This window comes from Candidatus Dependentiae bacterium, assembly GCA_018266175.1.
GTDB lineage: Bacteria > Babelota > Babeliae > Babelales > RVW-14 > JAFEAY01.
Genome location: JAFEAY010000003.1, coordinates 419654 through 445987, shown reverse-complemented (window position 1 = coordinate 445987; position 26334 = coordinate 419654). Strand labels below are relative to the sequence as shown.

At 39.9% G+C, this 26334-nt stretch carries 24 protein-coding genes and 1 pseudogene; 16 read left to right on the top strand and 9 right to left on the bottom strand.

Features of this window, described 5'->3' with window-relative positions; translation table 11 throughout:
- Window position 1: 1 nt before the first annotated feature.
- Window positions 2-355, bottom strand: a complete 354-nt coding sequence (locus JST56_01940; GenBank protein ID MBS1987731.1) for a hypothetical protein — start codon at window positions 353-355, stop codon at window positions 2-4.
- 35 nt (window positions 356-390) lie between these two features.
- Here JST56_01940 and JST56_01935 point away from each other — a divergent pair, with 35 nt between their 5' ends.
- Window positions 391-1029, top strand: a complete 639-nt coding sequence (locus tag JST56_01935) for an ankyrin repeat domain-containing protein (GenBank protein ID MBS1987730.1) — start codon at window positions 391-393, stop codon at window positions 1027-1029.
- Window positions 1030-1126: 97 nt separating this feature from the next.
- Here the strand turns inward: JST56_01935 and JST56_01930 are convergent, their stop codons facing one another.
- From JST56_01930 to JST56_01900, 7 genes are all read right to left on the bottom strand, one after another.
- Complete coding sequence (locus JST56_01930; GenBank protein MBS1987729.1) at window positions 1127-1465, bottom strand: hypothetical protein; 339 nt, start codon at window positions 1463-1465, stop codon at window positions 1127-1129.
- Window positions 1465-4338: a DUF4258 domain-containing protein gene (locus JST56_01925; protein MBS1987728.1), complete on the bottom strand. Its 2874-nt coding sequence runs from the start codon at window positions 4336-4338 to the stop codon at window positions 1465-1467. Before JST56_01925 ends, JST56_01930 begins: the two co-directional genes overlap by 1 nt.
- A 131-nt stretch (window positions 4339-4469) precedes the next feature.
- The gene (locus JST56_01920; GenBank protein MBS1987727.1) at window positions 4470-4844 is read right to left on the bottom strand and encodes a YraN family protein; all 375 of its coding nucleotides are present in this window, start codon (window positions 4842-4844) and stop codon (window positions 4470-4472) included.
- A 3-nt stretch (window positions 4845-4847) separates the two neighbouring features.
- On the bottom strand, window positions 4848-5630 hold the full coding sequence (gene bamD / locus JST56_01915) for an outer membrane protein assembly factor BamD (protein MBS1987726.1): 783 nt from the start codon (window positions 5628-5630) through the stop codon (window positions 4848-4850).
- Window positions 5631-5748: 118 nt separating this feature from the next.
- A complete protein-coding gene (locus JST56_01910; protein MBS1987725.1) occupies window positions 5749-6195 on the bottom strand; it encodes an HIT domain-containing protein in 447 nt (148 codons plus the stop codon).
- A gap of 146 nt (window positions 6196-6341) precedes the next feature.
- On the bottom strand, window positions 6342-7538 hold the full coding sequence (locus JST56_01905) for a hypothetical protein (protein ID MBS1987724.1): 1197 nt from the start codon (window positions 7536-7538) through the stop codon (window positions 6342-6344).
- A gap of 60 nt (window positions 7539-7598) precedes the next feature.
- A complete protein-coding gene (locus tag JST56_01900; protein MBS1987723.1) occupies window positions 7599-8294 on the bottom strand; it encodes a hypothetical protein in 696 nt (231 codons plus the stop codon).
- Between the two features lie 298 nt (window positions 8295-8592).
- Between JST56_01900 and yidC the strand changes: the two genes are divergently transcribed.
- The 12 genes and pseudogenes from yidC (at window position 8593) to lpxC (ending at window position 21656) form a co-directional block, all read left to right on the top strand.
- Window positions 8593-10179, top strand: a complete 1587-nt coding sequence (yidC, locus tag JST56_01895) for a membrane protein insertase YidC (protein ID MBS1987722.1) — start codon at window positions 8593-8595, stop codon at window positions 10177-10179.
- 17 nt (window positions 10180-10196) lie between these two features.
- Complete coding sequence (recR, locus tag JST56_01890) at window positions 10197-10796, top strand: recombination protein RecR (GenBank protein ID MBS1987721.1); 600 nt, start codon at window positions 10197-10199, stop codon at window positions 10794-10796.
- The gene (locus JST56_01885; protein ID MBS1987720.1) at window positions 10793-13147 is read left to right on the top strand and encodes an LPS-assembly protein LptD; all 2355 of its coding nucleotides are present in this window, start codon (window positions 10793-10795) and stop codon (window positions 13145-13147) included. The genes recR and JST56_01885 overlap by 4 nt, the downstream gene beginning before the upstream one ends.
- 24 nt (window positions 13148-13171) lie before the next feature.
- The gene (locus JST56_01880; protein MBS1987719.1) at window positions 13172-14473 is read left to right on the top strand and encodes an aminopeptidase P family protein; all 1302 of its coding nucleotides are present in this window, start codon (window positions 13172-13174) and stop codon (window positions 14471-14473) included.
- A 22-nt stretch (window positions 14474-14495) separates the two neighbouring features.
- Window positions 14496-14840, top strand: a complete 345-nt coding sequence (locus JST56_01875; GenBank protein ID MBS1987718.1) for a hypothetical protein — start codon at window positions 14496-14498, stop codon at window positions 14838-14840.
- A gap of 26 nt (window positions 14841-14866) precedes the next feature.
- The gene (locus JST56_01870; GenBank protein ID MBS1987717.1) at window positions 14867-16522 is read left to right on the top strand and encodes a CTP synthase; all 1656 of its coding nucleotides are present in this window, start codon (window positions 14867-14869) and stop codon (window positions 16520-16522) included.
- A gap of 96 nt (window positions 16523-16618) precedes the next feature.
- A pseudogene (locus JST56_01865) lies at window positions 16619-16795 on the top strand (Fic family protein).
- Between the two features lie 63 nt (window positions 16796-16858).
- Window positions 16859-17404, top strand: coding sequence for a hypothetical protein (locus tag JST56_01860; GenBank protein MBS1987716.1), 546 nt, complete (start codon window positions 16859-16861; stop codon window positions 17402-17404).
- A gap of 29 nt (window positions 17405-17433) precedes the next feature.
- Window positions 17434-19653, top strand: a complete 2220-nt coding sequence (locus JST56_01855; protein MBS1987715.1) for a hypothetical protein — start codon at window positions 17434-17436, stop codon at window positions 19651-19653.
- A 26-nt stretch (window positions 19654-19679) separates the two neighbouring features.
- Window positions 19680-20021 carry a hypothetical protein gene (locus JST56_01850; protein ID MBS1987714.1) on the top strand — a complete coding sequence of 114 codons (342 nt, stop codon included), beginning with the start codon at window positions 19680-19682 and terminating at the stop codon, window positions 20019-20021.
- A gap of 267 nt (window positions 20022-20288) precedes the next feature.
- A complete protein-coding gene (gene rplM / locus JST56_01845) occupies window positions 20289-20702 on the top strand; it encodes a 50S ribosomal protein L13 (protein MBS1987713.1) in 414 nt (137 codons plus the stop codon).
- A 72-nt stretch (window positions 20703-20774) separates the two neighbouring features.
- On the top strand, window positions 20775-21656 hold the full coding sequence (lpxC, locus tag JST56_01840; GenBank protein ID MBS1987712.1) for a UDP-3-O-[3-hydroxymyristoyl] N-acetylglucosamine deacetylase: 882 nt from the start codon (window positions 20775-20777) through the stop codon (window positions 21654-21656).
- Window positions 21657-21734: 78 nt separating this feature from the next.
- On the opposite strand, the gene JST56_01835 is transcribed toward lpxC, so the two are convergent.
- Window positions 21735-22898, bottom strand: coding sequence for a site-2 protease family protein (locus tag JST56_01835; protein ID MBS1987711.1), 1164 nt, complete (start codon window positions 22896-22898; stop codon window positions 21735-21737).
- 464 nt (window positions 22899-23362) lie between these two features.
- Here JST56_01835 and JST56_01830 point away from each other — a divergent pair, with 464 nt between their 5' ends.
- The 3 genes from JST56_01830 to fusA are packed head-to-tail and all read left to right on the top strand — an operon-like array spanning window position 23363 to window position 26317.
- Window positions 23363-23746 (top strand): 30S ribosomal protein S12, encoded by a 384-nt coding sequence (locus tag JST56_01830; GenBank protein MBS1987710.1) that lies wholly within the window; start codon window positions 23363-23365, stop codon window positions 23744-23746.
- A complete protein-coding gene (gene rpsG / locus JST56_01825) occupies window positions 23746-24228 on the top strand; it encodes a 30S ribosomal protein S7 (protein ID MBS1987709.1) in 483 nt (160 codons plus the stop codon). Before JST56_01830 ends, rpsG begins: the two co-directional genes overlap by 1 nt.
- A 16-nt stretch (window positions 24229-24244) precedes the next feature.
- Window positions 24245-26317, top strand: coding sequence for an elongation factor G (gene fusA / locus JST56_01820; protein ID MBS1987708.1), 2073 nt, complete (start codon window positions 24245-24247; stop codon window positions 26315-26317).
- The last annotated feature ends 17 nt before the right edge of the window (window positions 26318-26334 follow it).

Below are 26334 nucleotides of genomic sequence, written 5' to 3'. Positions count from 1 at the left end.
TTTAAATCCTTGGCCTTCTTTGCTGTAGTGTTAACGCAATTGTGGGCATCACCTTTTGTTGTTTAAATCCATTGATTAATTGACTGATCTTGCTGCGGTTAATTTTTGCAGCAACGCGTTGTGCTAGAAAGATATTGCAAGCAAGCTGAGTAATTCCTTGAATGTTTTTGTCCAACCATTCAGTATTGTGATGCATATCATTTTGAATATCAGTTACAAATTGTTCACTGACAGCAGAAATCTGATCCCAATTTTCATAAACATTTTGAGTTTTATACAAGTTTTCTCTCTCATCGAAATAGGCTTGCAGTCTTGGTTTGCCTTTCTCATGCATGTTTGCTAGAATTTTGCACAAATCAAACCCTTTTACTTTTGGCCAAGGAATATTTTATGAATATAAAACGTTATTTTGTATTCGTTATCATATCACTATCACCTCATATTCATCATCTGTTGGCTCAAGAGGAGGTCAATGTTGAGAAAGACCCATCACAAATTAATAAAGAAGAGTTTCTTCCTGCACATTCATCTAAAAGTCAAGATTACTCACAAAACCAAGACCTTCTTCGTAATCAAGTAATTATTGCATGTGAGCCGTTTACATCAGAAACCGATGTGCAAAAAAATCAACGAGAACTGGATGAAAAGCTTATTCTTGCAGTTGATCAGAAAGATCTTACGCAAGTAAAAAGTCTTCTTACATGCGGGGCGAAGGGTGATTCTGTTCACTTTTCTTCTACCGCCATTCATAAAGCTGCTTTGATAGGCCATGAAGAAATTCTCCAAGCTCTTCTTAATGCTGGGGTAGATAAAAATGTTCTTGATTCAGATGGAGCAACGCCTCTTCATTGCGCAGTTAAAAATGGCCATCTGATGACGCTTCAAATACTTCTTGCAGCCGGTGCGAAAACAGAAATTCATGATAACGAAGGCTGGACTCCATTGCACTATGCTCTTCTGAATAACGATGCAGCTGCAGCTGAGGAACTTCTTATTGCAGATACTCGTAAACTTATTTTTCGAGTGTAGTCGATACAGATTTATATCGTTATGATTCAGATTTTTAGATCAAAAAATGATGTGCTCATAGTATAAATTTTTATGAGCACATCATCGTCTTTTGTATTTAGAGATTTTCATCATCAAGAGTAGGCAAACAATTTTGTTTGTACCAGAGAACACACTCTCTTATTTTATCAACAGATAGAGATATTTGTTGAAGTTTTTCTGGAGTTAAATCTTCTCCGTGAGCAAGCGCCGTTGCAAAAGGAATTTCTATTTCCCACAGCAAACGTTTAAGATCTTTAACCCAATTGTTTGGTGGATTTTTGATCCATCCAATTAAAGCGTCTATGTCGTCTATAAATTCTTTAATTGATAATTTATTATCCTTATAAAGCGTTACTCTGCTTTCCATCAATATAATTTGTCTATAATTATATTGAGCAATTTCTTGTTCAGTCATCAAAAAGCTCCATCTCTTATAGTTACAACAAGTCCTGAGGCTTTATCTGTTACTACACCAACATTGTTTATTGCGTCGTAGTATCTTAAGTTTCTAATATCAGGATCACATGATTGTACACCATTTTTTATGGCCTCTTCAATCACAGAAGGAGTATAACCTCGCTCTTGCATTCTTTCTACCGCATGAGTTGAATACTGCCTGCCATGTGCGATTGTTGGTTCACGTAATCCTTTTTGGACTCGTGCTTCTGGTCTTGTCCCTCTACGACCAACTGGAGTTGATGGATGAACATCTTTAGAATGTTTCGAAGCCTCTTCAGCCTTCTTAGCCAAACGTTCCGAACGTCGCGGTTGAGTTGGCGCAGTTTTAAATGATGTATTATTGTTATTGAGATTGTTATTGTTGATACCATTATTGTTGTTATTAATGCCTGCAAAAGCAGGTTGTGGATTGCCAGACTTAATCGCATCGCCAGCTTGTTTAAAAATGGTCTTTAAATTCTCACATGCTTTCTTTGCCGTAGCATTGACACAATTTTGAGCCATTGCTGCCTGTTGTCTAAACCCGTTGGTTAATGGACTAATTCTGCTGCTATTCATAATTTTTGTACCAACGCGCGGCGCGAGAAAAATATCGCAAGCGAGTTGAGTAAAGCCTTGAATGTTTTTATCCAGCCATGCAGAGTCGTGATGCATATCGTTTTGAATATCAGTTACAAATTGTTGGCTGGCAGCAGAAATTTGATCCCAATTTTCATAAATTTTATAAGTTTGCCATGCAATAACGCCCGGAGCACCGCATGCAGCCGCAATGGCAGCAGTAACGGCAGCATCAACAGGATGATCTAAAGCATAAGTGAGATTGTTGGCAACAGAGTTGATAGCACCAGTAGCTGCAGCTTTACCAGCACGAGTGACTGGATTTGCATCGCACATGTTGATAAATTCTTGTGAAAGCTGATTGAGACTCTGGCTTAGGTCTGAAAGATGAAAGGCCGCTTGTTTATTTTCAGTATTTGCTGCAATTGCTGCATATTGTTGCACAACAGGAGCTAGCGCTGCAACTTGAGGATTATTTCTATTTTCAGAAAGTTGATACGCAGAATCTCTTACTGTTGCGCACAGTTCCATATGGAGCTGTTGTTCAAGCGGAGTACCGTGAGACTGCTCGAAAAATTCTACATAATCGCAATTACCCAGAACAATTTGATCAAAGTTTGTCGAAAATTCTAAAGTCAATTCAGGATTCTCAATTGTTTCGCGTAAAGCATGTAATCGCTGTATGTTACGTTCTAAAAGTTCTTGGTTTTGAGCTTCCTGAGCAGCTTGTCCTTGGTGATTAAAATCGTTATAAAGGTCATTAAAATTTTTTTCTCGTGCTTGTTCAATTTGAGTATCAAAATTGAGATTTTCGTTGTTACGATCAGAATCTGATATTTCAACATCCATCCTGGAGCTAGAGTTACTAGATTGGGAACCTCTCTCTTTAGATAAACGCCTTTGTTTATTTGGAGCTTGGTTTAAAGGTTCATCTGTGGCTTTGCGCTTTTCAGTAGTTTTTTTGCTTGTTGATTGTGGTTCTGGTTGATTTTGAGTTTCTTGAGGAGTAACAAATTCCATCTGCACAGTCGTTGGTTGAGGAATAGGTTCTGGTTGGGATTGAGGTTGTTGGACTGGTTGCGGATCTACAGTTGGTGCTCGTTGGAAGTTAGGTTGTTCGAAATCGTAGGCGCGTACGCGAGGATTTGGGTGCACGTAGGGTTGATTTGCTCTTGGCTGGGGAATTGGTGGGAATTGGACCGGTATTTCTCCCGATCGATCTTGTTGTTGCTGTTGTTGGACTGGTGTCGTTGGAGCTGAGGCAAAGAAACTCGCTCCAAAATTCCATGCAGCTTTTACTCCCTTACACGAAGCTTTTACAGCGTCTATCGTTATATCAAAGGCCATAGCCATTACAGGATTGGGGCCATCATTCATAAGGTCTCGTATCTGAGCGTCACGATATTGTTGTGAAGAATAAAAAGCTGTCATTGGATCTATTAAAGGAGGTGCCAGAGGCGTTGGCTTAGGTATTGAACCACCGCACCCTCCTGTATAACCTGGATTTGGATTTGGATTTGGAGTAGGTGTTGGAGTTGGAGTAGGTGTTGGAGTTGGAGTAGGTGTTGGAGTTGGAGTAGGTGTTGGAGTTGGAGTAGGTGTTGGAGTTGGAGCCTGAGTTGGTGCTTGAGTTGGTGCTTGAGTTGCTAGAGGAGTATGATCTGCAATAAAATCTCTTGCGCGTTGACGAATTTCATTCTGGGGAATTCCCTGCCGTTCGCAATTAATTATAAAATCAAGCATTTCTTTTTTCTGACCAATAGACAGATTTCTGAGGTTTTGTCGCTCATTTTGAAGTCTTTGAAATTCGTGTCTTTGACTGATTCTACTTCCTTGTGCACTTCTATTGGCATTAAAAACAGCATGTTGATTTGATGGATTAGATCTTTGAAGTTCACGCACTCGCTCCGCACCGCTTAATCCTCTTGGGCTTCGTTCTGTTCCAGGTACTTCTTCCCATGGAGTTGATTGCGTTGGAGGTTGAGAATTATTTTGAGTAACTCCTGGCTGTTGCCCAGTTTGTGATGGTGATGGTAAGTCCGATCCGCCTGAATTTTGGCGTATAGGAGTTAGATTTATAAATGTTCGAGGCTCCGGATCGAAGTTAGAATTATAAGGAAGAACGACCTCATCCGGGTCATAATAATTGTTAACATCGGGTAAAGCCGAATTATTATTATTGTTATTATTATTCATGCCTTGAAGCGGCATATTAATAACAGAAAGCAAGGAAACAAAAAGAATACCTACAAAAAAACGCTGTGCGTTCATAATAACCCCCATTAAATAAATTTTCAAAAAACATTAATATAGTAATTAGCTGTATTAATTGTCATAATAGAAATTATTTAAAAGCAAAACGCCAGGGTGGGGTTATTCAGATTGAAATAAGTTTGCGTGATTTACTGAGGAACAAAGGCGTTTTCAATGTATTCAATAGAAAACGAGCCATTGGTTTGGCGGACAAGGGTTGCTACATCAAATCTCAAGACATGATCAAAGAAGCGATTTTTGAGGACAAAGTGCTGAGCAGCACGTCCGATTTTCTTTTGTTTGCCGTAGGTAACAACGGTCGACGTTGCAAAATAAGCGGTAGATCTTGTTTTGACTTCAACAAAAACAATCAATTCACCTTTGCGTGCAATTACATCAACTTCACCAGCTTTGGTACGATAGTTTTGAGCCAAGATAGTAAAGTGGCGAGCAAGTAGCCATTGTGTGACCGCTTGCTCGCCCTGTTGTCCGAGTGTTTGTGTGTGGTTTCTTGGTGTAGTCATAAATTAAAAGTTAAAAGTATTCTTTGCAACAAGTGCCTGGCCCATTGAAGTGAATTGTGAATCGGGATATTTGCTTGCCAAGGTTTCAAGATTTTGTACCACGATATCATTTTGTTTTTGACGTTTTGCAAGTTTGCATTCTAGATACAAAAGGCGCGGTTCAACACTTGGGTGATTAGGCAAATAAGTTGCTTTGAGGTAATCGATTCGTTTACGTGCTGCATCGTATTGCTTTTGGTGGAGGTAGAAGTCATAGACATAAACCTCTTTGTCGATGAGCTTTTGGACGCATGTCTTTTTTATATCTTCAACATCGCGACGATATTTCTGATAGGAAGCGGTGTCGGTGTAATCACGGCAGAGTTTGAGTGCCTCTTCGGTTGGAGTTTGATCACAGTCGGAGCGGAGTGTTTGATAAAATTTAGAGAGAATTGATTTGTATTTTGCATACTCGGCAAATTTATCAGAAGGATAAAACTGATTGAAGTGCTCGTACATTTCATGTGCAGGAGCATGCCTACCTTCTTTAAAATAGGTTTCCGCAAGGAGCATTTTGTACTTTCCGATATCTTGTCGGTCGGAATGTTGTCCAATAATTTGCTCAAGCAGTTCTATGGCAGCTTCGTGGTTTTTTCTTTCGATACAGACAAACGTTTTTTCTTTGAGTTCATCAAAGTTCATCTCTTCTTTGCTTTTTGTTTGCTTGGCACATGATGAGAGAAGGCTTATCAAGCAAAGCGCAAAGAGTGTCTGAGTACCATAACTTAGGTTCAAGTTTTTCTTCATAAAAGCTCCTTTAATCGCGTTTCTCCGACCGCTGAAATTCTTTTCTGCTCAGCAGTAGTTCTGCTATGCAAGGTATCAAAATTTTGGTGGGAAGGCAAAAGTGAGATGAGGGGCTGGGCTATTTCCAGTTATTAGGAGACCTAAAATGCATATGCATATGAAAAACAGTTTGAGCGCTCTGTGGTCCATTATTCATGGTAATGGTAAAATCTCCCTGACCATTGAGCCGTTTTGAAAGCTCTTGAGCTTTTAATGCCATTTTTGAAAGAACTGTTTGATCATACAGGTTTGAAGCATCGAGTGTCTTGATATTAACGATATGTTTTTTAGGAATAATCAAGCAATCAACCGGCTTTCTGATTGGTCTTTTTTCAATAACAATCAGATCATCTGTTTCATCGATAATGACTGCAGGGCTTTGACGGGTGATGATTTGGCAGAAGGCGCAGTTTGCATGAGCCATTTGCTCGAAAGAAGATGAGGGCTTTTCAGTGGGTGCTACTGCTGCAACAAGTCCAATAAAAATAAAACCGATAACAAATACATGTACGCACCTTTTGAACATAAAAGCTCCATTTTGAATTCTGACTGTGAAATAGCTACTGTTTTTAGAATATCAAACAGAACAAGCTCGTGCAAAAGGGTTTTTCATGGAAAAAGGGCAATGCTTGAGGCATTACCCTTAATGTAAAATGTACGATTTTATTTGGCTTACGCAGCAGCTGGAGTTGGTGCTACAGGTGAAGGTATTGCCGCAGGCTGAGTTGGTGTGGTTGCAGGAGTTGTTTGCGTTGATGTTACTCCTGAAGCATCTGTTGTGGTTTGAGCTGTAGGTGCAGGCGTTGCAGGTGTAGAAACTGGTGTAGCCGTAGGAGTAGGGGTAGCTGTTGGTGCTACTGGACTCGCAGGAGCAGGAGTTGCAGCTGTAGGAGGGGTTACCGCTGAGCTCTCTGTTGTAGGTGTTGGCGTAGCGCTAGGAGCGGTGCTTGTTGATGGCGCTGCTGATGTTTGTGCAGCTGTAGGAGCGGCGGTTCCAGTTGCTTGTTGTGCAGCGGCTTGGAGTTTTTGTTTGCGGGCATCTCTGCGTGCTTGACGTGCTTTTTCTCGTTGCTCAAACATTTCTTTCATTCGAGCTTGTTGTTCAGGAGATTTTTGACGAGCTATTAACTGTTGCTGAATTGCTAAAATTGTCGTTTCTAATGTTTTTACTCGCTCGCTTTGCGCATCAAGAAGCCCTTTGGTAACTTGAATTTGTTCGGTTTGATTTTTTTCTAAGCCTTGGCATCGTTGCTCTAAAGCTTGATTTCTTTGTTCTACAACCTGGCTACGTTGCTCCAAGGCTTGGCTACGTTGCTCCAAGGCTTGGCTACGTTGTTCTAACGTTTGATTTTTTTGCTCTAAAGCTTGTGTTCGTTGATCTAAAGAGCCAATTGTTTGTTGTAGCTGCTGAAATGCTTGTTGGTGTTGTTGTCTTTGAGGTTGATATGCAGAGCGCACACCTTGCATTGATGGCAGTGGTTGAGCAGCTTGTTGTTGAGTTTGTGTTTGTGGAGCTTGTGCTTGTACGGCTTGTGGTTGAATATCTTGTGATTGTACAGCCTGTGATTGAGTTTGTGATTGTACATTTTGTGATTGAGTTTGTGATTGTACATTTTGTGATTGAGTTTGTGCGGCATTACGCGCAGCCTTTTTTGCTCGAGCACGTTTTTGAGGCTGTTTTTTTCGTTGGGCATTTGTCTTTTTGATGCCAGGACGATTTCTTGTAGCTGATGTTTTCTTTACACCCGATGCTTTTTTGATTCGTGATTTCTTCGCTTGCGATCGAGATGCTTGATTCGGTTGCATTGCCGTAAGCGACGAGAACATTAATGCTCCAAGAGCAAAAAGTCTTAAAAAGAGCTTATTCATAAAAAACCTTTCTATTTTGAAAAATAATAAAAACACCATGTCATAAACTTGATCTTGAAATTATTGAGCCTGCGTCGTTATTGGAGTTGAAGTTGTTGTAGCTGTTTGGGTTACTACGGGGAGCGGTATTGCTTTTGGCACCATTGTTGTTGAAGGTGCTGATGCGGCTGCAGTTTGGGCACTTTGTGGAGTTGCTTTTGCCTTTAATGATCTATATTTTTGTACGATAGTTGATTGTGTTTGCGAGAGAAATCGTTTTGCTGCGGGGGCTAATGCCGGAAACTTTTGAGTGAGGAGTTGTAGCAGCTGTTGAAAATCTTGTTGCATTTTCTGTTGGAGTTGCTGAATCTGTTGTTGAACAAATGGTTGAATTTGTTGTTGAAGAAATTGTTGAACCTGTTGCTTTGTTTGCTGAATCTGTTGAGGTAGTTTTTGGTAGATGAGTGCTCCGTGAGTTTTGATTCGGTCAGACAGCTTATTTGCTCTTTCTTCAAGTTTTGAAATTCTCTCAGATAATTCTTCTGTCGATGGGGTTGATAATGTTTGCGCTGCTGGTTGTGTGATAACTTGCGGTTGTGTGGTAACCACCGGTTGTGGAGTGATTGAAGCAGTTGCTGCTGGTATTATAGCCCCACTTTGTGGTTGTACGGCAATTGGGGCAGCAGCTTCAGGAACTGCCTGCTGGGTTTGCATTGGTGTAAGCGATGAAAACATGAGTGTTACCGCAACAAGTATTCTTAAAAATAGCTTATCCATAGTGACACATCTCCTTGTATGTGGCTTAAAAACATAATTATATCGGTTCTATCTATCAAAAACATAACATTTGTTATTTCCTATTTGCAATAATTAATAGAAAATATATCTATATTCGCAACGTTTTTTGATTTGTTGAGATTGGTGAATGAGGGACTTCTTATGAGAAGAGCTCGATGTCATGAAAAATTGATCAGTATTACGGCTAGATCCGTGTTGCATTCTCTGGTACACTGTCTTGCATTCTGAGCTTGTTAAGCTTCACATCAGTATTATTTCAATAAAGGATTGTGTATCTATGAACGAGAGAATTGCTTCATTTTTGAAGAACTTAGTATTTGCGCTTGCTTTGACCTGGGTTACCATGCAATTGTTTGGTTACTTTTTTGGGTCAAAAACAGATATCAAGCAGGGTGAAATTAGACCTGGGCAACAGGCTCAAGCTTTGATGGCGGAAGAGCTTTTTAAACCTCTAAACTTAGATGTAAGCTTTGCGGAGCAAAAAGTTCCCGCTGAAGAAGATACAGAAATTGGTACTGATTATTGCAACATGCTCTTCTCTTCTCATGGGGCGGTATTGCAAAGTATCGATTTTAAAGAACATCTCAATAAAAATGGTAAGCCGCTGCGTACTATTTTTGACCGTGGTTCTATGGACGAAGAACAGCGAAAGAAGGGATGCTTCTTGCTTGCGTTTGAAGACAAGACCCCTTATTTTTATAAGCTTATTGCAACCAATCGTGGTGTTGAAAAGACTGATCTGATTTACCAGGCTCATCATGAGGGATGGACAATTACCAAGACCTTTGGGATTTACAAAAAGAGCTATCAGCTTGATGTAACACTCGCATTTGAGTCTGATAAAAAGCATTCAGATATTAAGCCGCGCTTGTTCTTTGGAGCGCCCTATATTGCTGAATTAGGTGATGATGCTATTTCATTGATTACCTATAATGAAACAAAAAATTCCATTGAGCGTCGTGACGTCAGCTCAGACCAAGGGGCAGCTTGGTACTGGAAAACAAATAAGCCGATTTTTGGAGCGGAAGATAAGTACTTCTTGCATAGTATGATTAACGACCCTTCAAAGTTTGCTCAGCGTGCATACTTTAAAATGTATGATTCCTCGATGATAACCCCTATTCTTGAAGGCCCTACGGTTACAGAAAAGCAAAGTTATACTTTGTCGTTTTATATCGGACCAAAAGTATTTGACCATCTTATTGCAGTTGATGAGCGTCTTGAGGAGGTTATGTCTTTTGGTTGGCTTTCATGGTTCTGCAAATTGCTCTTAAAGCTTTTGCAATGGTTATATGATCTGATTGGTAACTATGGATTAGCGATTATTGTAATGAGTTTTGTTCTTAAGTTGCCTTTTGCACCGTTTTCTATTTATGCACGCAAGAAGACTGAAGAATATCAAAAATTTCAGCCATCGATTACCCGCATTCGTGAAAAATATAAGCATGATCAGGCTTTGCAGCATCAAGAATTTTTGAAATTTCATCGTGATCACAATATATCACCAACCACGCCAGCTATGGGTTGCTTGCCGCTTGTCGTGCAAATTCCTATTTTGTTTAGCTTATATCGAGTATTGGGTAATTATCTTGATTTGTATCAAGCACCATTTTTTGGTTGGTTAACCGATCTATCGGCTAAAGATCCTTTTTATGTTCTTCCAATATTACTTGGCTTGTTTAGTGTTTGGCAACAAAGCTTGATGCCGGTTAGCGATGAAAAGCAGCGGATTATGTCGATGTTTATGGCGGTCGTAATGACCGTTGTCTTTGCGAGCTTTCCTGCAGGGCTCGTCTTATATTGGTTAATGAATACACTATTTACCATTGCCGAAGATTATGCTCGTAAGCTCATCTATCGATAAACGGTAAGGATAATTTCATGCAAGCACAATTGCCCGCACTTCAAAAACTTGTTCGACAGCTTCAGCGAGTTCCTTATCTTGCGTCAAAAAATGTTTATAAGGTGGTCGCTCATTTTCTGAACAGTGATATGAAAAGTGTCGAGCAATTGTGCCAAGCAATTCTTGAGGCAAAGCAATCAGTTAAGCCCTGTGTGCGGTGTTATAACTGGTCTGAAGATGCGGATTTATGCACCATTTGCTTATCACCACGACGTGACGAAAAAGTTATTTGTGTTGTTGAAACATGGCACGATTTATTAGCTATTGAAAAGTCTGGTGAGTTTAAGGGGCTTTATCATGTTCTTGGTGGTTCACTCTGTCCCCTTGAAGGGGTTGGGCCCGACCAGCTGCGTATTGGCGAGTTGCTTGTACGTTTGACTGAAGGTGTCAGCGAGTTGATTTTTGCAACCAATCCAACGCCTGAGGGCGAAGCAACCGCCAGTTATATTGCCTCAAAAATTCAAAGCTCTCCCATTTCCATATCTAAGCTTGCGAGCGGGGTTCCGATTGGCTCCAGCTTGGAGTACATGGATCGTGTTACTATCTGTAAAGCATTGTTAGGTAGAAGACCATTTTGAAGCAAAGATTGCTTACGCTACTTCTTCTCGTTACTTTATTTACTTCTACGCTTCACAGCACCCCTCATGCTACGCAGATCAAAAAACTTTCAATTAAAAGCCTTGAGCAGCAGGTGCTTGATGCAGACCGCGTGTCGTTTAGAGGTGAAGTTGAAGTTTGGGTTGATGAAAAATTACATCTCTGGGCTGATGTTGTTGATGTTGATAAAAAAGCTCAGACACTCCATGCGCGAGTACAGCCTGGAAGCTTTTTAAAAATTGAAAACAACGACTTCATTATCTTGGCAGAGCAGTTCTATTTGAACCTTCTTGACAAAACGGGCTATGCCGAACAAGTTCGATTTCACGTTGATGAAGGGTATCTTGCGGCTGATCGTGCTGAAAAATATGGAGAAAATGAATGGCGTATGATCGATATGGTCTACACCCCTTGCGATGCATATCATGCGCATTGGAACTTGAGTGCAGATAGTGCTGAGGTGCGTGGTGGTTATTTTATTAAGGCATGTAATATTGTTTTTAAGATTGGTGGAATTCCTGTTTTTTACCTCCCACGCATGGTATTTCCTATTCAAGGTCGTTCAAAATCCGGTTTCTTAATTCCTCGCTTTTATTTTGACTATGTATATGGTTTTGGCTTTAAGCAGGAATATTACAAATATTTTAGCTCTCATTGCGATACAACGCTTGCGGTTGATTGGCGTGATAAGCGTGGCTTAGTTGTCTCAGATGAATTTCGTTGGGCATGTGCGCCTGAAAACTTTTTGCATTTTAAAGGGCACTATGCCATAGCTCGAGATAGCTTTGTTTTGAAGAAAGATAAAATTTTTAAAGCAACCGATCATCGCTACTGGATTCAGGCAACCGATTTTCGTTCCAGCAGTAGTGTTATTAATAACATGTTATTTGCTTCGCTTACTCGTCTTGATTTTGGTACTGATAAAAAAATTGGGTATCATTTTTTTAATACTACCGATGATGTTGATGATCAATTTTATAATTCAGGTCATTTACGATTGTTTTCTCCGAAAAATCACCTTGAACTTTCTGTTGCAGATGAGAAGACAAGTCGTAGACGATTTTCTCCTCTTATGCCTGATCAGCTTGAACAGCTTACTTCACAGCAACCAATAGGAGTTGGGGTTACATCATCAACTCAGGAGCTTGAAGATCGCGTTGGGTTGACCTATCTGCCTCGCTTTGAATGGAATAGTGCTTACGCAATTTGGAAAAACATATTTTCTTATCGGCATGATTTTTTTGTTGATCAGGTAACGTATCGTCAATACGAGTATGAAAAAATATTTTTAAATGGATTGCTTGCTCAAGAAAATATTCTTATTCCACAAGCGAAAGCTGACCTTTTACGTGCACATTACCGGGCTGATTTGAGGGAATCTTTTTCATTGTATGACAATACCTTAAGTCTATGGGTTAATCCACATTTTCAATTTAGGAGTAATCAGAAGCAAGACGTGCAATATTCAAAAAATGTATTTGAACGGCGTGTTCTTGGATATGGAGGGTTTCGTTTTTTCTTGACCTATGGCGCTGAATGGGCTTTGCCTGAGTGGTCTATGATGAGCGAAAATGGCTCGTATACTCATTTTTTGCAGCCACTTTTCCGATGGGAATTATCCCCAAAATTTCAACAAGATCATTGGTATTACTTTGATCGGTGGGATCGTCAATATCCTGCAAATCAACTTGTTTTTGCTCTGAGAAATAGTGTTATTACACCAAAACTTGCACTTGATTGGCAACTGAGTCAGAGTTATGATTTTTATGGTCGATCGGATATTTTTTTCTTACGACGAGGAACGCTTGATAAGCATTTATTACCATTAAGTTTTGATTGTTCGTTAAGTTTTAATCCACTAACAATTGCTGCAACACAGGAGTATGAGTGGCGTAACGGGCGACTCTTGCAATCAGAAATTTCTGCATCATTTGTACGTAAAAAAATGATTATAAGTGCCGGATATCTTTTTCAGCGGAGTGAGTTGCAAGTTGAGCGTGCATTACTTTCAAACATTCCGCACTTTCTTACCTTTAGTGCTACAATTCCTCTGACTCGGCAAACAACACTGTGCTATGATGTTCAATTTTATGCAGAAAATCGGCCTTATTTTTTTGAATTTTCAACAATACGTCCACTCTTACATCGAGTTCGATTAGACTATAATGGGCACTGTTGGGGATTTTATTGTGGCTTTGAAGAGAAAAAATATCGAGAATCTGGGAATTGGAAGCGCGAGTGTGCCATGGTATTGTGTGTTCGGCTTGATTCACTTGGTTCTTTTGCGCAAAAATTTAGACAGCCTCAAATAATGCGCATGAATAGTGATTGATCATAAAAGAATTAAAGGAGAAGAATGATTTTTGTTCCACCACAAAATAAAGCTTTATTTAAGGAGCGTCGAAAGCGACTGCGCGAAGCTCTTCAAGATGAATATCCGCATCTGGATAGCGGTATTATTATGCTCAGTGCAGGGTTTGAAACTTCTGAACGGGCTCCATTTCGACAAGAAAGCTCTTTTTATTATTTAACAGGACTTACAGAGCCGGCTGCGGTTTTATGTATGCACTGGGATGGGAAAGAGTATTTATATTTACCACGTTATGCTGATTCGCGAGAAAAGTGGGTAAATGTTACGCTCAAGATTGGTCAAGATGCAAATGATTATGGATTTGATGAAATACGCCCCCTTGGTGAAATTGAAAAAGGATACTCATTTCATCCTCTTTTTGAGCAGCATAAATATGAGAATTTGCTTAAAAACCTCAAACAATCACTTCATGAAAAATCTCATCTTTTTACGTTGCTTGATTTATCAGTAAGCGGTTATATGTTTCCGATTATGTTGCAAAAACAGATTCAGGAATGGTTTCCGCTTTTAAAATCGATAACACAAGATATTTCGCCACTTGTTCATGAAATGCGCCGATTCAAGGATCAATATGAAATTGATCTCATTTATAAAGCTGTACAATTGACGCTCATGGCGCAGCAAGCTGCAGCGCGTGAAATTGGTGCAGGAAAGTTTGAGTATCAAGTACAAGCTGCTATCGAATACATGTTTACTTATGTAGCATCAACAAATCGTTCATTTCCCAGCATTGTAGCAACGGGTAAAAACACGACCATCTTGCACTATGTTGAAAACAATCAGCAAATTATGGAAGAAGATTTGGTGGTTGTTGATATTGGTGCTGAGTATGGGCTTTATGCTGCAGATCTTACCAGAACCTATCCAGCAAATGGAAAATTTACACCACGTCAGCGCGAAATTTATCAACTTGTTTTAGATACGCAGCAGTATATTGAAAGCATTGCAAAGCCTGGCATGTATTTAAAAAATTCTCAGTATCAAGATGAATCGTTGCATCATCTAGCTGTTGGATTTTTGAAAAAGGCCGGCTATGCTGACTACTTTGTGCATGGAATTGGTCACTATCTTGGGCTTGATGTTCATGATGTTGGTGATTACAGCACTCCGCTTATGCCTGGTGATGTATTTACCATTGAACCAGGAATTTACATTCCTGATGAAAAATTGGGTGTACGTATTGAAGATGATTATGTTATGACCGATGATGGAGCTGTTTGCTTGAGCTTTGATTTGCCGCGACAGCCCGATGAAATTGAGCGTTGGATGCAGACCGTAAGAGAGTAATATTTTTATCATAGGAGTAGTAATGAAGAATCTTGAAATACCTTGTTTTTATGTCATTGATGAAGATGGCAGCAAAGTTGCAGTTATTTTGGATATTGAAGTATTCCAAGAGCTTATTGGTGGTGCAAGCATGATTGCTGAACTTGTTGAAGCAACAGAAGCTGCTACACAGGGAGAGAGTAAAAAAAGCAAGAAAAGTGCTGCAGTTAAAAAAGCGGTTGCTCAACACGCAGCTGCGAAAAAAACAACCACAAAAAAAACAGCAACAAAATCGGCAGTAAAAAAAGAAGCGGCAAAAAAGCCAGCGGCCAAGAAAGCTGTTCCTCAAAAAGCAAAAACAAAAAAGACTGTAGCTAAAAAGAAGTAACGATTATTCCAAAAAGGAGCCGGAGCGTGAACATACCAAAACTGGTTGAACAAGTTATTGCACGTAAAAAAAAATTCATCATTATAACTGGTGGCGTATGTTCATCTCTGGGCAAAGGGGTACTCATTTCCTCGCTTGGTGTCTTGCTCAAAAATGCTGGCTATTCGCTTGCAGTGATGAAGTGGGATCCCTATCTTAACGTTGATCCTGGAACAATGTCCCCCCTTGAGCATGGTGAAGTTTTTGTAACTTCAGATGGTGCTGAAACAGACCTTGATTTAGGGCATTACGAACGTTTGATTGGGATTAGTCTTACTCGCCGCTCATCCGTTTCATCTGGACAAATATTTGAAGAAATTTTGCGGCACGAGCGAACAGGAGCGCTTTTAGGGCGTTGTATTCAGCTTGTGCCGCATGTTGTTGACAGTACCAAACAGCGATTGCTGCAGTTTGCACTTGATAGCGATGCTGAATTTATTCTTGTTGAAATTGGTGGAACCGTTGGCGATATGGAAGGCGAGGTCTTTCTTGAAACTGTGCGCCAGCTGCGTGCAGATCTTGGAAGTAATCGAATGTTTCATGGTCACCTGAGTTATGTTCCGCTTCTTAGTTGGACTGGTGAAATTAAAACAAAGCCGACACAGCATAGCGTTATCGAGCTTAAGCGAGCTGGTCTTGCTCCCGATTGTCTGATCTTGCGTTCTGACAAGGCACTTGATGCATCAGCAATCAAGAAGCTTGCAGTAATGTGTGGTGTTGGACATCAAATGATCTTTCAGTCATTGACTTGGAACCCAATTTATAAGCTTTTTGTTGATTTAGAGCGTCAGGGTATCGGAATTAAAATACAAGAATATTTTCAATGTCCAGATATCAGGCCTTCAGATTTAACGAACTGGAAAAATCTAATTGCTTTGATTGAAAAGCCTGTCGGGAAAATTACGGTAGGTCTTATTGCCAAATATGTTGGGAGTAACGATCCTTATATTAGTGTTGTTGAGGCGATTAAATCAGCAGGATACTACCTTAATCATGATGTTCAAATCAAGGTAATTGAAGCTGAATTACTGGAAAAAGATTCGTACAATTCAGATGCAGGGGCTTGGGCAATACTGAAGGAGCTTGATGGTATTGTGGTGCCCGGTGGCTTTGATACGCGGGGAATTGAGGGGAAAATTTTAGCAGCACGCTTTGCACGAGAGCACAACATCCCGTATTTGGGTTTGTGTCTTGGTATGCAGGTGTTGCTCATCGAAGCTGGCCGTTCGCTCTTGAATTTAAAAGATGCGCATAGCACCGAAATGAATCCTAAAACAATAAATCCAGTTGTTGCATTACTTGAAGAGCAGGTTGGAGTTGTTGATAAAGGCGCTTCAATGCGCTTGGGTAATTATGAGTGTTCACTGGTTCCGGGTACCAAAGCTCATGACGCGTATGGGCAAGATAAAGTAATCGAGCGTCACCGTCATCGCTATGAATTCAATAATGCCTACCGTGCGGAATACGAACAAGCGGGGGTTGTTTTTTCAGGAGTTTTTAAAGAAAAAAACTTGGTCGAAATAGCAGAACACCCAAAACATCGTTTTATGGTGGGTACTCAATTTCATCCAGAATTCACGAGCTCCCCACTCAAAGTTCATCCATTATTCAAAGCCTTTGTGCAGGCCATTGTTCAGAAATAAAAGTAGTAGCTGAGGGTATTAATCATGTCAAAAACGATTGAGCGAATCGACCAGTTCAAAAAAATGCTTGCTGCAAAGAAGCCCCTGACTATGCGTGAAGTTCAACAACTTAAAGAATACTATCGCATTGGATTGACTTACACGAGTAATGCGCTTGAGGGCAATTCATTAACAGAAACTGAAACTAAAGTTGTGATTGAAGATGGTTTGACCGTGAGTGGAAAGCCGCTGCGAGACCATCTTGAAGCGCTTGGCCATTCATCTGCATATGACCATCTTTTAACACTAGTTGGGCAAATCAGTTTTTCGTTTAAAGATTTTAATTAGGGACTTACAATGCATTGTGTTATTAAGTTTATATTATTCATGTTTTTGATTTCTTATACATCATTAACAATGGCTATGTTTGAACGTGAAAATGGGTTCTGGACTAATCAGGATGATGAAGCAAAAATAGATTTTTTTGGAAAATTGACTGATCCAAAAAGTCAGCGTGAAAATTGGTATAAGGTAAGCCCTTACGTAGCAGAATTTTTATGTACAATTTCAAATACTGGTTTTATATATGCGGGCATTCAAAATAATTCTCCAGAATTAATACTTGCTGGGATTGCATCAATTTTAAGCCACAGTATTCCAAAGGAATGGCTACTTTATGTAGATAAGCTTGGTGTTGCACTTGTTATTTCGAAAGTAGTACGCGAGTATCAAGTTGTAATTGATAATCCGATTCTTCTTACTCCTCTTGCATTGGCCGGTCTTATCAATGCTGCAGATGCCTATCTTGCACGTAAAAAGGGATGGACTCTACCTCACGTTGCATGGCATTTATCAGCGGCTGCGTTAGCTCATTATTTTTTACAGTACGTAGAAGAGTCTTGAATTGGTGATAATGCTAAAAGGGGATAAGTGTGAAACAATCATTTTTTATTATTTTTATACTTTGTATGCTTGTTGGCATTGGATTATACACTGTTATGTTGTCAGGGTCAGATATGTTATCATCAGCACCGAAAAAAACTGCTCAGTTCAAAGAAATTTTTATCAGCTACAATCAAGATGTAGCTGAGCATTTTAATAAACTTTCCCAAGCGGAAAAAGTCTTTATTGCGCTTATGTATCAAGCAAGTATTCCGGGAAATCGAATTTTATTGGATCAAGTTCATCGTCATGGATGCGAGGTTTTTGATTTGTTTAAATTGTTATGCGATGAACAAGCGCGTTTAATTGATCTTGAAAAAACAGGTTCTCTAGTATTTAAACAGAGTTCGGCTCAAGAATTTATTGATCAAGTAAAGACATATTTAGTTTATTTATTTGCTAATAATGGACAATATTTCAAAAAAGAGTCTGAAAACGAAAAGCGAACCCCAAGTAAAATAGGACTTACCGCTCTCACTCAAGAGAATATAAGTTTAGCATTCAATGCACTAGGGCTTACAGGTCAAGCAAAGAGGGTGCTCGATCTTGAACGAACTATTTTTGACTCTACCTATGAGCCAACGTTGACAGTTGCTGGAAGTATCGAAAAAAGTGCCGTTAATATTTATGCCAAAGGCGATGAGCCAGGTAGCTCAGAAACTTTCACCAGCGCAGACTATGATGTGGTGAGTGAGCAGGCTTTTAATGGCGGAGCCTGTTATTATACTGTTGACACTCAGGGCAAGCGAACACCACGTGTTCTTGATTATGCCGTCTCCGGTAAATATAGCAGAGAGCTTACTGAAATGGTGAAATGGCTTGAGCGTGCACAAGCTCATGCAGCACAATTTCCTGAGCATTTTGATCAGCATTTGGTAGCAAGCCTTGCGCATTTGATTAAAAGCTTGGAAACGGGCAGTGAAGCTGAATTTTCACTTCATTCTATTGAGTGGCTTAAGGATAAAAGCCGTGTGAGTTATACCTTAGGCTTTATTGAATCATACTTGGATCCTATGGGAGATGTTGCCAGTTTTCAAGCTGATGTAACGATTCAGGATCCAGATTTTGATCTTACCCATCTTTCAAAAGAGCTTCCTACCATTGAAGCTGCGCTCCCTCTTCCGCAAGAATTCAAGCGCAATGTGTTGAGTAGCGATGCAGCATTACCAAATGCCACCATGCGCATTGTCGCATCGGCAACGGGTGATTTAGGACCATTATTTTTAACTGCAGCGTATTGTTTGCCCAACGACGCGGTTATCCGTTCTGAGCATGGGACCAAGCAAATTATCTATCGTGCAGACAAAGGACTTGCTGCAACCATTAATCCTCTTCTGACGCGTAAACTCATGTATCTTAAAAAGCGAGCAGACTGGTTTGCAGCGCATGATCAAGACTTTTCAATCATGACCGATCTCTGGAATATCCATGTGGTTTTGCATGAAACGCTTGGTCATGGGAGCGGTAAGTATGCAAAGCACACCTTTCAAGAAGGCGAAGAACTTAAAGTTAATGGTGTAAAGCACAAAGTCGGCGATGCTATACCCGTTACTAACGCTAATTTTTCAAAGTTTATGGCGGGGGCCGATTCGGCCATTGAAGAACTTCGTGCAGAAATTATTGCGCTCTACATCTCTCTTAATCATCTTGACGTCATGAAAGAACATGGTTTGCTTAAAAAATGGCCACAAAAGTTATCTGATGATGAACTCCGCGAATGGCTTCTGTTTGATATGGCTAATACCGCTTTGCGCCGTATTGTTTCTCAAAATGAAGATGCAACTGAAGTTACCGGTGCTCATGCGCAGGCAAATTGCATTATCACCAATTTCTTGGTTGAAAAAGGTGGCGTGCAGTTTCAGCAGGAAGTTGTTGATGTGCAAGGTCAGAATTTTGATGTTCTGGGGATTGATATTGTTGACTTAAATAAGTCGATAGAGGCTGTTTTAGATCTTATGGTGCTGACGCAAACCATTAAATCAACTGCTGATGGTATTAAAGCTCGCTGGTTGATTGATACCTATGGTAAGCCGCTTAATCGGGACTATTTTAAGATTCTTAAACGGAATGAGAAGACGATAGTTGATGATCTTAAGGAGCGTGTTGTGATTAATCCTCATTTTGTCCCTGAGTTGCAAAAGGATGGTTCGTGGTCGGTTCAAACAAGCTGGCCGGTTGATATTTTTGATCTTATTCAGAAGTGGTCGTAATTCGTATTTTTTGATAAGGAAATTGAATGAATTCTTTTATGAAAGTTGTGTGTTTGTTCATAGTGCTTGGTTGCATCCCTTTTTCGTCTCACGTGACAGCAATGTCAGATGAAAATCCTGCTTATAGCTATGATGACGGTACTCTTGAAGCTCTTAAAATAATTTTTAAAAAAAGAATAAGCCTCATAAATTTCTGGAAATCTGGGTTTATAATGCTTGAGGATTCTCAAGGTAAACCTGTAGATATGATTGAATTTATTAAGTATGTTGAAAAATATCTTTTCGAAAAAGAGTCTCAGTTAGACGAAAATAAAGTGACCGCTGATAATATGGATAAGGCCTTACGTCTGCTTGGAGAAGTTAAATAGTGATTGTACATAGCCGATAATTGGCCAATTAAGTGAGTTTTCAAGTAGCGCTGACTCTGGTTGAATAGGCTAATTTAATTTGACCCATCTTTAAAAATGCCGTAGAATAGGAAAACTCATGCATTTGTGAGTAAAAATTGACTTTTCTTACCCTTCTTACGCTTCAGGATGTTTCCCCGTACTACCGAGAAAGCCTAAGATTACAGGAGTAAGTACGAGAATTTAGATTAATGATTTTGAGAATATGAGGATGTGCTGATCATGGATATGAACAAATCGTTTATGCTTCGCAAAGAAGACCGCGCCCCAAAATGGCATCTTATTGACGCAACTGACAAGGTTTTAGGTCGGTTGTCTACAGAAATTGCTAACATTTTGCGTGGAAAAGACAAACCAGAGTTTACTCCTCATGGCGATGCGGGTGACTATGTTGTTGTTATTAACTGCACAAAGATCAAACTGACTGGTAAAAAATGGACCGATAAGATCTATTATTTTTACTCAGGTTGGAGAAGTGGTTTGAAGAATCGCTCTGCTCAAGAGCTTTCAAAAAGAGATCCTTCTCATCTAATCATGCATTCAGTTAAAGGCATGCTTCCGAAGAATAAATTAAGTGATAAGCTTATCACCAAGCTTAAAGTCTATCCTGGAACCGAGCATCCGCATAAAGCTCAAATCTAGACGACTAAGCAAAATTAAGTTATAAAAAGCTGAACATTAATGTTCAGCTTTTTTCATTTTGAAGGTCTTTTTGTGAATAAACAACAGACGCTCCGTGGCGAGATTTTTTTTCAAGGTCTTGGAGTCCATACTGGTGCTCCATGCTCAATTACACTCAAACCTGCTGATGCCAAAAGTGGCATTTCTTTTATTAACGAGCAAAATCCTGATCAAATTATTCGTGTTGGATCTGTTATCCCAGATCCCGCCATGCATGCAACAGTTATACGTACCAACCAATGGGCGCTCAGCACGGTTGAGCATCTTATGGCAGCACTTATGCTTATGGGTATTGATAATGTTGATATTCTTGTGAGTGGCACCGAAATTCCTATTCTTGATGGAAGTGCATTGCTCTTTGTTCAGGGAATTGTTGATATTGGAGTGCTTGAACAAGATGCATCTAAGCAATGGATTACTCCGCGTGAACGGCTTGAATTTGCCGATGATAAAGGGCGATCTATGTTCATTGAGCCTGCAGTTCTCGATCAGCACCAAGATGAAAGAGGTTTTAAACCAGCTCTTTTTATTGATTACAACGCAGATTTCATACATCCACTTAATGGTAATCCTGTATTAACAGGTCAGGTAACGCAAGATTTTTTTATGCATGAAATTGCTCCAGCGCGAACGTTTGGATTTTTAGAGCAGCTACCCTTTCTGCGTCATCACAAGTTGGCACAAGGGACTTCTTTGGGTAATTCTTTGGTGATCGGCAATGGAGAACTTCTTAACGAAATGCGACTTCCTGATGAGTGCGTACGGCATAAGTTTCTTGATTTAATTGGAGACTTAAGTTTGTTAGGCAAAAATCTCATAGGAAGCGTTAAGGCAAATAAAACGAGTCATAATTTTAATCGGCTTGTCATAGAGCATTTCTTAAAAAATCCTGAAAAGTGGCTGGTTATTGAATAATAATTTTAATGAATATGTGTAGAATTTATGGAGTCGAGTGAGAATATTAAATTTATCACTCGACTCTTTTTTATTTAATTATTTGATCCAGGAAAGAGCTGTCGTTACGAGTTGACCAATGCTTTCTCCGAAAAGAAACAAAATATCTTTGTAGGTGAGATAGAGCGCCAAAGCGATGAATAGAACCCATGATGCAAGGTTAATCCCAAGCTTGAGCATTTCAGGGATGCGACGGCGAATAATTGCTTCAATTGTAGCAAAAAGCAGCTGTCCTCCATCCAAAGCTCCAATTGGGAGGATGTTCATAAGCGCTAAATTAATGCTGATAATTGCGAGAAAAATAAAGAGAGAAATAAGGCCCATTTGCGCTGAAACAAAGCTGTGGGAAAGAATCATTAATGGCCCGCCAGCACCTTCAAGTGTTCGATTAAAAATAAGATTTTTAACGCTTTGTGCAATGTTAAATATCCATTGGTTGGTGAGCTCAATTCCTTTTGTTACTGCTGCCATTAAAGGTAGTCGAACCATTGGGTCTTGAAGTCCAGCTCCAATGGTTCCAATTGAAGCATCAATAATTTTTCTTGAGTCGGTTTTTATTTCAAGAGCCAGGGCTTCATTATTACGTAGGACATTTAGTGAGATTTCTGTAGATGGGTTTCCTTGAATTTCACTGTGCAAAATTTGCAAAGCATCAGGAAGAATTGTTCCATTTTCTGACTGTAAAGATGTTTCATTGATTTGGGTGATATAGTCACCTGCTTGGAGGCCGTATCGATCTGCCGGGCTGTCTTTGACAATGGTAGAGACGATAATCCCGCCCTTATCTTCGTGAACACCAATTAAAAAGAGCGAGATGAATGTTCCATAGGCAAATAAAAGGTTAAAAATAATTCCACCAGATAATACGAGAAATTTCTTCCAGTAAGCTTTTTGGCTGAATGATGTTTCGTCTTGAGTGTAGGCATATTCTTGCTCGCCTTGCCCGATTTCAGCAAGGCCGGCAATTTCAACGTAGCCGCCTAATGGAATAATTGCGAGGCGAAAATCAGTTCCCTTTATTTTTTTTCGAAAGAGCTCCGGACCAAAGCCAATAGAAAAAGTAGGTGTATTAATTCCAAAGATTTTGCAGAAAAGAAAGTGTCCGAGCTCATGAATGGTGATGAGTGCCCCAAAGCCTATGAGTGCATAAATAAGAGGAATGAGCTTTGTGGTTATGCAGAGATAGAGTGCATTGCAAAACATTATTTTTCCTTTTTGTGTTGACGAAAAGTAGTGAAAATAAAAAACGATTCAAACGATTATTACAAATTCTATCAAAAAAGTCATGAGTGGGCGATTTTTAGTAATTTTGACAGGATTTCCCTGATCCTGGGGAGTTTTTGTTGCAAATTTGTTTTTGTTTTGTTCATTTAAGCTTCTCCTTGGGGTTTAGTAAGATACAAATAGTCGATATTAGCTGTTCCAGCTTATGTGCTGCGTAATTTTTACTTGAAAAAAATGTAGGAAAATATAAAATAAGAAAAAGTTATTGTACATGTAGATATGCTTCATTTTATCTGTTTTGCACACTCAATAATCATTTGTGTTGCCGGGCTAAGGGGCTTGAGCAACGTTTGCGAGGATGTAAGAAAGCACAATGAGCTGGCTAACCAGGAATGTGTTGGTTTTGCCAAAAGTAAGTTTTTAAGAACATAGGATTATACGATATGCCAACTATTAATCAGCTTGTACGCGAAAAGCGTAAAAAAGTAGAAAATAGGACTAAGGCGCCGGCATTAGCTGCATGCCCACAGAAACGAGGTGTGTGCGTTCGTGTCTACACCCAGACGCCAAAAAAACCAAACTCAGCACTTCGAAAAGTTGCTCGTGTAAAATTAACAACTGGCAAAGAAATAACGGCATATATTCCTGGTGAAGGGCATAATCTTCAAGAGCACTCTGTTGTGTTGGTGCGTGGTGGAAGAGTAAAAGATTTGCCTGGTGTACGCTATCACATTGTTCGTGGCGCATTAGATACAGCCGGTGTTGAAGCGCGTACTCAGAGCCGTTCATTGTATGGTGCAAAACGTAAAAAGAAGGGTGATAAGTAATGCCTAGACGTAAATCGGTCAATTTTGTTCGCGACATCGGTGTTGATGAACGCTTTGGATCTATGTTGGTACAAAAGCTCATTAATACATTGATGGTCTCCGGGAAAAAGAGCATTTCAAGATCTTTGGTCAATGAAGCTTTTGATATTCTTAGCCAAAAAAATGGTGGCGATGACAAAAAAGCATTCATGCTTTTTGAAAAAGCCATGGTACAAATTAAGCCATTTGTTGAGGTTCGATCTCGCCGTGTTGGTGGTGGTGTATATCAAATTCCAACTGAGGTTCGTCCTGCGCGTGCTGTAGCATTGTCGCTTCGATGGCTCATTGAAGCTGCCGCGGGTCGTTCTGATAAAACCATGGGTAAGCGTTTGGCGCATGAAATTATTGATGCTGCTGAAGGACATGGTAACGCAGTTAAGAAAAAGGCCGATGTCCATCGCATGGCAGAAGCGAATAGAGCGTTCTCTCACTACGCTTGGTAAATGGTAGGAAATTATTATGAGTAAAGACAAGCTACTGCGTTTTAGAAACATTGGAATTATGGCTCATATTGACGCCGGAAAAACAACTGTTACTGAGCGTGTTCTCTTTTATACCGGTGTATCACATAAGATTGGTGAAGTGCACGAGGGTGCTGCAACTATGGACTGGATGGAGCAAGAGCGTGAGCGCGGCATTACAATTACCGCTGCAGCTACGACTTGTATCTGGAAAGATCATCAAATCAATATTATTGATACCCCTGGTCACGTTGACTTTACCATTGAAGTAGAGCGTTCCCTTCGAGTGCTTGATGGTGCAGTTGCAGTGTTCTGTGGTGTTGGCGGTGTTCAGCCACAATCAGAAACTGTTTGGCGTCAAGCAAATCGTCATAAGGTTCCTCGTATTGCGTTTGTTAATAAACTTGATCGAACTGGTGCCGATTATTTCGAAGTTGTGAACGAGATCGATCAGAAATTAGCAGGTAATCCTGTTGCTATGCAAATTCCTGTTGGTCAAGCTGATGAATTTACTTCCATTATCGATGTTTTGACTCGAAAAATGGCGGCATTCGATGAATCTGATCAAGGCTTAACGGTTACCTGGGTTGATATTCCTGAAGAATATAAAGATCAAGTGGAAACATTGCGTGAAAAAATTGTTGAAGCTGCAGCAGAAGCTGACGATGCTTTAGCAGAAAAGTATCTCGAAGGTAAGCCGCTCACCCTTGAAGAAATTAAATTTGGTATTCGCAAGGCGACTATTGATCAAAAGATAACCCCAGTTTTCTGCGGTTCTGCGTTTAAAAATAAAGGTGTTCAGTTGATGCTTGATGGTGTCATTGATTATATGCCATCACCGATTGATATTCCATTTGTACACGCTATGGATTCATCAACAAAAGAGCCTAAGCTTTTAAAAAATGCTGATTCAAGTGAACCGTTTTGTGCGCTTGCATTTAAAATTATGATTGATCCATTCGTTGGCTCTCTTACTTTTGTTCGCGTTTATACGGGTAAGCTTGAAGCCGGTTCGTATGTTTATAACGTTTCAAAGGGAAGAAAAGAGCGTGTAAGTCGTTTGCTTAAAATGCATGCGAATAAGCGAGAAGAAATTAAAAGTGTAAGCGCTGGTGATATTGCTGCAGTTGTTGGTCTAAAAGACGCTGTAACTGGTGATACGCTTTGTGCTGAAGATTACGATGTTCTTCTTGAATCAATAAATCTTCCAGATCCAGTTATTCACGTTGCAATTGAGCCTAAGGGCAAAGGCGATTATGAAAAAATGGTCATTGCGTTGCGTAAGTTAATGCAAGAAGATCCTTCATTCAGATTTACTTATAATACCGAAACTAATCAAACAATTATTTCCGGTATGGGTGAATTGCATTTGGAAATTATTGTAGATCGACTATTGCGCGAATATAAAATTGAAGCAAGTGTTGGTAAGGCGCAAGTTGCTTACAAAGAAACTATTCAACGCAAGGTTGAGTCTGAAGGAAAATTCATTCGTCAATCTGGTGGTCATGGTCAATATGGTCACGTTTGGTTAACGCTTGAACCTCTTGAACGAGGCAAAGGCTTTGAATTTGGCAACGATATTAAGGGTGGTACTATTCCTAAGGAATTTGTTCCTGGCATCGAAAAAGGTATTGCAGAAGCCTTAAGTAGTGGTGTTTTGGGTAGTTATCCAGTAGTTGATATCAAGGCTTCGGTATTCGATGGTTCTTTTCATGATGTTGACTCGTCCGAATTAGCATTTAAAATTGCAGCTTCAATGGCATTTAAAGATGGTATGGCAAAAGCTTCTCCTGTATTACTTGAGCCGATTATGAAGGTTGAAGTTACAACTCCTGATGAAAATATGGGAGATGTAATGGGTGACTTGAATTCCCGTCGAGGCCGTATTTTAGGTATGGAAGCGAGCAAGGGGGCTCAAATTGTTACAGCAGAAGTCCCGCTTGGAGAAATGTTTGGTTATTCAACTCAATTGCGTTCAATGACCAAAGGCCGAGCAAGCTACTCTATGCAGTTTGAAGTGTACAGAGAAGTGCCGAAAAATATCGAAGAAAATATTGTTGGTAAAAAATAATAGTATAGTGAATTTAG

Bases quoted from the DNA above. Each gene is read 5' to 3' on its own strand.
- JST56_01935 (MBS1987730.1), top strand. From the start codon at position 391: ATGAATATAAAACGTTATTTTGTATTCGTTATCATATCACTATCACCT.
- JST56_01930 (MBS1987729.1), bottom strand. From the start codon at position 1,465: ATGACTGAACAAGAAATTGCTCAATATAATTATAGACAAATTATATTG.
- JST56_01925 (MBS1987728.1), bottom strand. From the start codon at position 4,338: ATGAACGCACAGCGTTTTTTTGTAGGTATTCTTTTTGTTTCCTTGCTT.
- JST56_01920 (MBS1987727.1), bottom strand. From the start codon at position 4,844: ATGACTACACCAAGAAACCACACACAAACACTCGGACAACAGGGCGAG.
- bamD (MBS1987726.1), bottom strand. From the start codon at position 5,630: ATGAAGAAAAACTTGAACCTAAGTTATGGTACTCAGACACTCTTTGCG.
- JST56_01910 (MBS1987725.1), bottom strand. From the start codon at position 6,195: ATGTTCAAAAGGTGCGTACATGTATTTGTTATCGGTTTTATTTTTATT.
- JST56_01905 (MBS1987724.1), bottom strand. From the start codon at position 7,538: ATGAATAAGCTCTTTTTAAGACTTTTTGCTCTTGGAGCATTAATGTTC.
- JST56_01900 (MBS1987723.1), bottom strand. From the start codon at position 8,294: ATGGATAAGCTATTTTTAAGAATACTTGTTGCGGTAACACTCATGTTT.
- yidC (MBS1987722.1), top strand. From the start codon at position 8,593: ATGAACGAGAGAATTGCTTCATTTTTGAAGAACTTAGTATTTGCGCTT.
- recR (MBS1987721.1), top strand. From the start codon at position 10,197: ATGCAAGCACAATTGCCCGCACTTCAAAAACTTGTTCGACAGCTTCAG.
- JST56_01880 (MBS1987719.1), top strand. From the start codon at position 13,172: ATGATTTTTGTTCCACCACAAAATAAAGCTTTATTTAAGGAGCGTCGA.
- JST56_01875 (MBS1987718.1), top strand. From the start codon at position 14,496: ATGAAGAATCTTGAAATACCTTGTTTTTATGTCATTGATGAAGATGGC.
- JST56_01860 (MBS1987716.1), top strand. From the start codon at position 16,859: ATGCATTGTGTTATTAAGTTTATATTATTCATGTTTTTGATTTCTTAT.
- JST56_01850 (MBS1987714.1), top strand. From the start codon at position 19,680: ATGAATTCTTTTATGAAAGTTGTGTGTTTGTTCATAGTGCTTGGTTGC.
- rplM (MBS1987713.1), top strand. From the start codon at position 20,289: ATGAACAAATCGTTTATGCTTCGCAAAGAAGACCGCGCCCCAAAATGG.
- JST56_01835 (MBS1987711.1), bottom strand. From the start codon at position 22,898: ATGTTTTGCAATGCACTCTATCTCTGCATAACCACAAAGCTCATTCCT.
- JST56_01830 (MBS1987710.1), top strand. From the start codon at position 23,363: ATGCCAACTATTAATCAGCTTGTACGCGAAAAGCGTAAAAAAGTAGAA.
- rpsG (MBS1987709.1), top strand. From the start codon at position 23,746: ATGCCTAGACGTAAATCGGTCAATTTTGTTCGCGACATCGGTGTTGAT.
- fusA (MBS1987708.1), top strand. From the start codon at position 24,245: ATGAGTAAAGACAAGCTACTGCGTTTTAGAAACATTGGAATTATGGCT.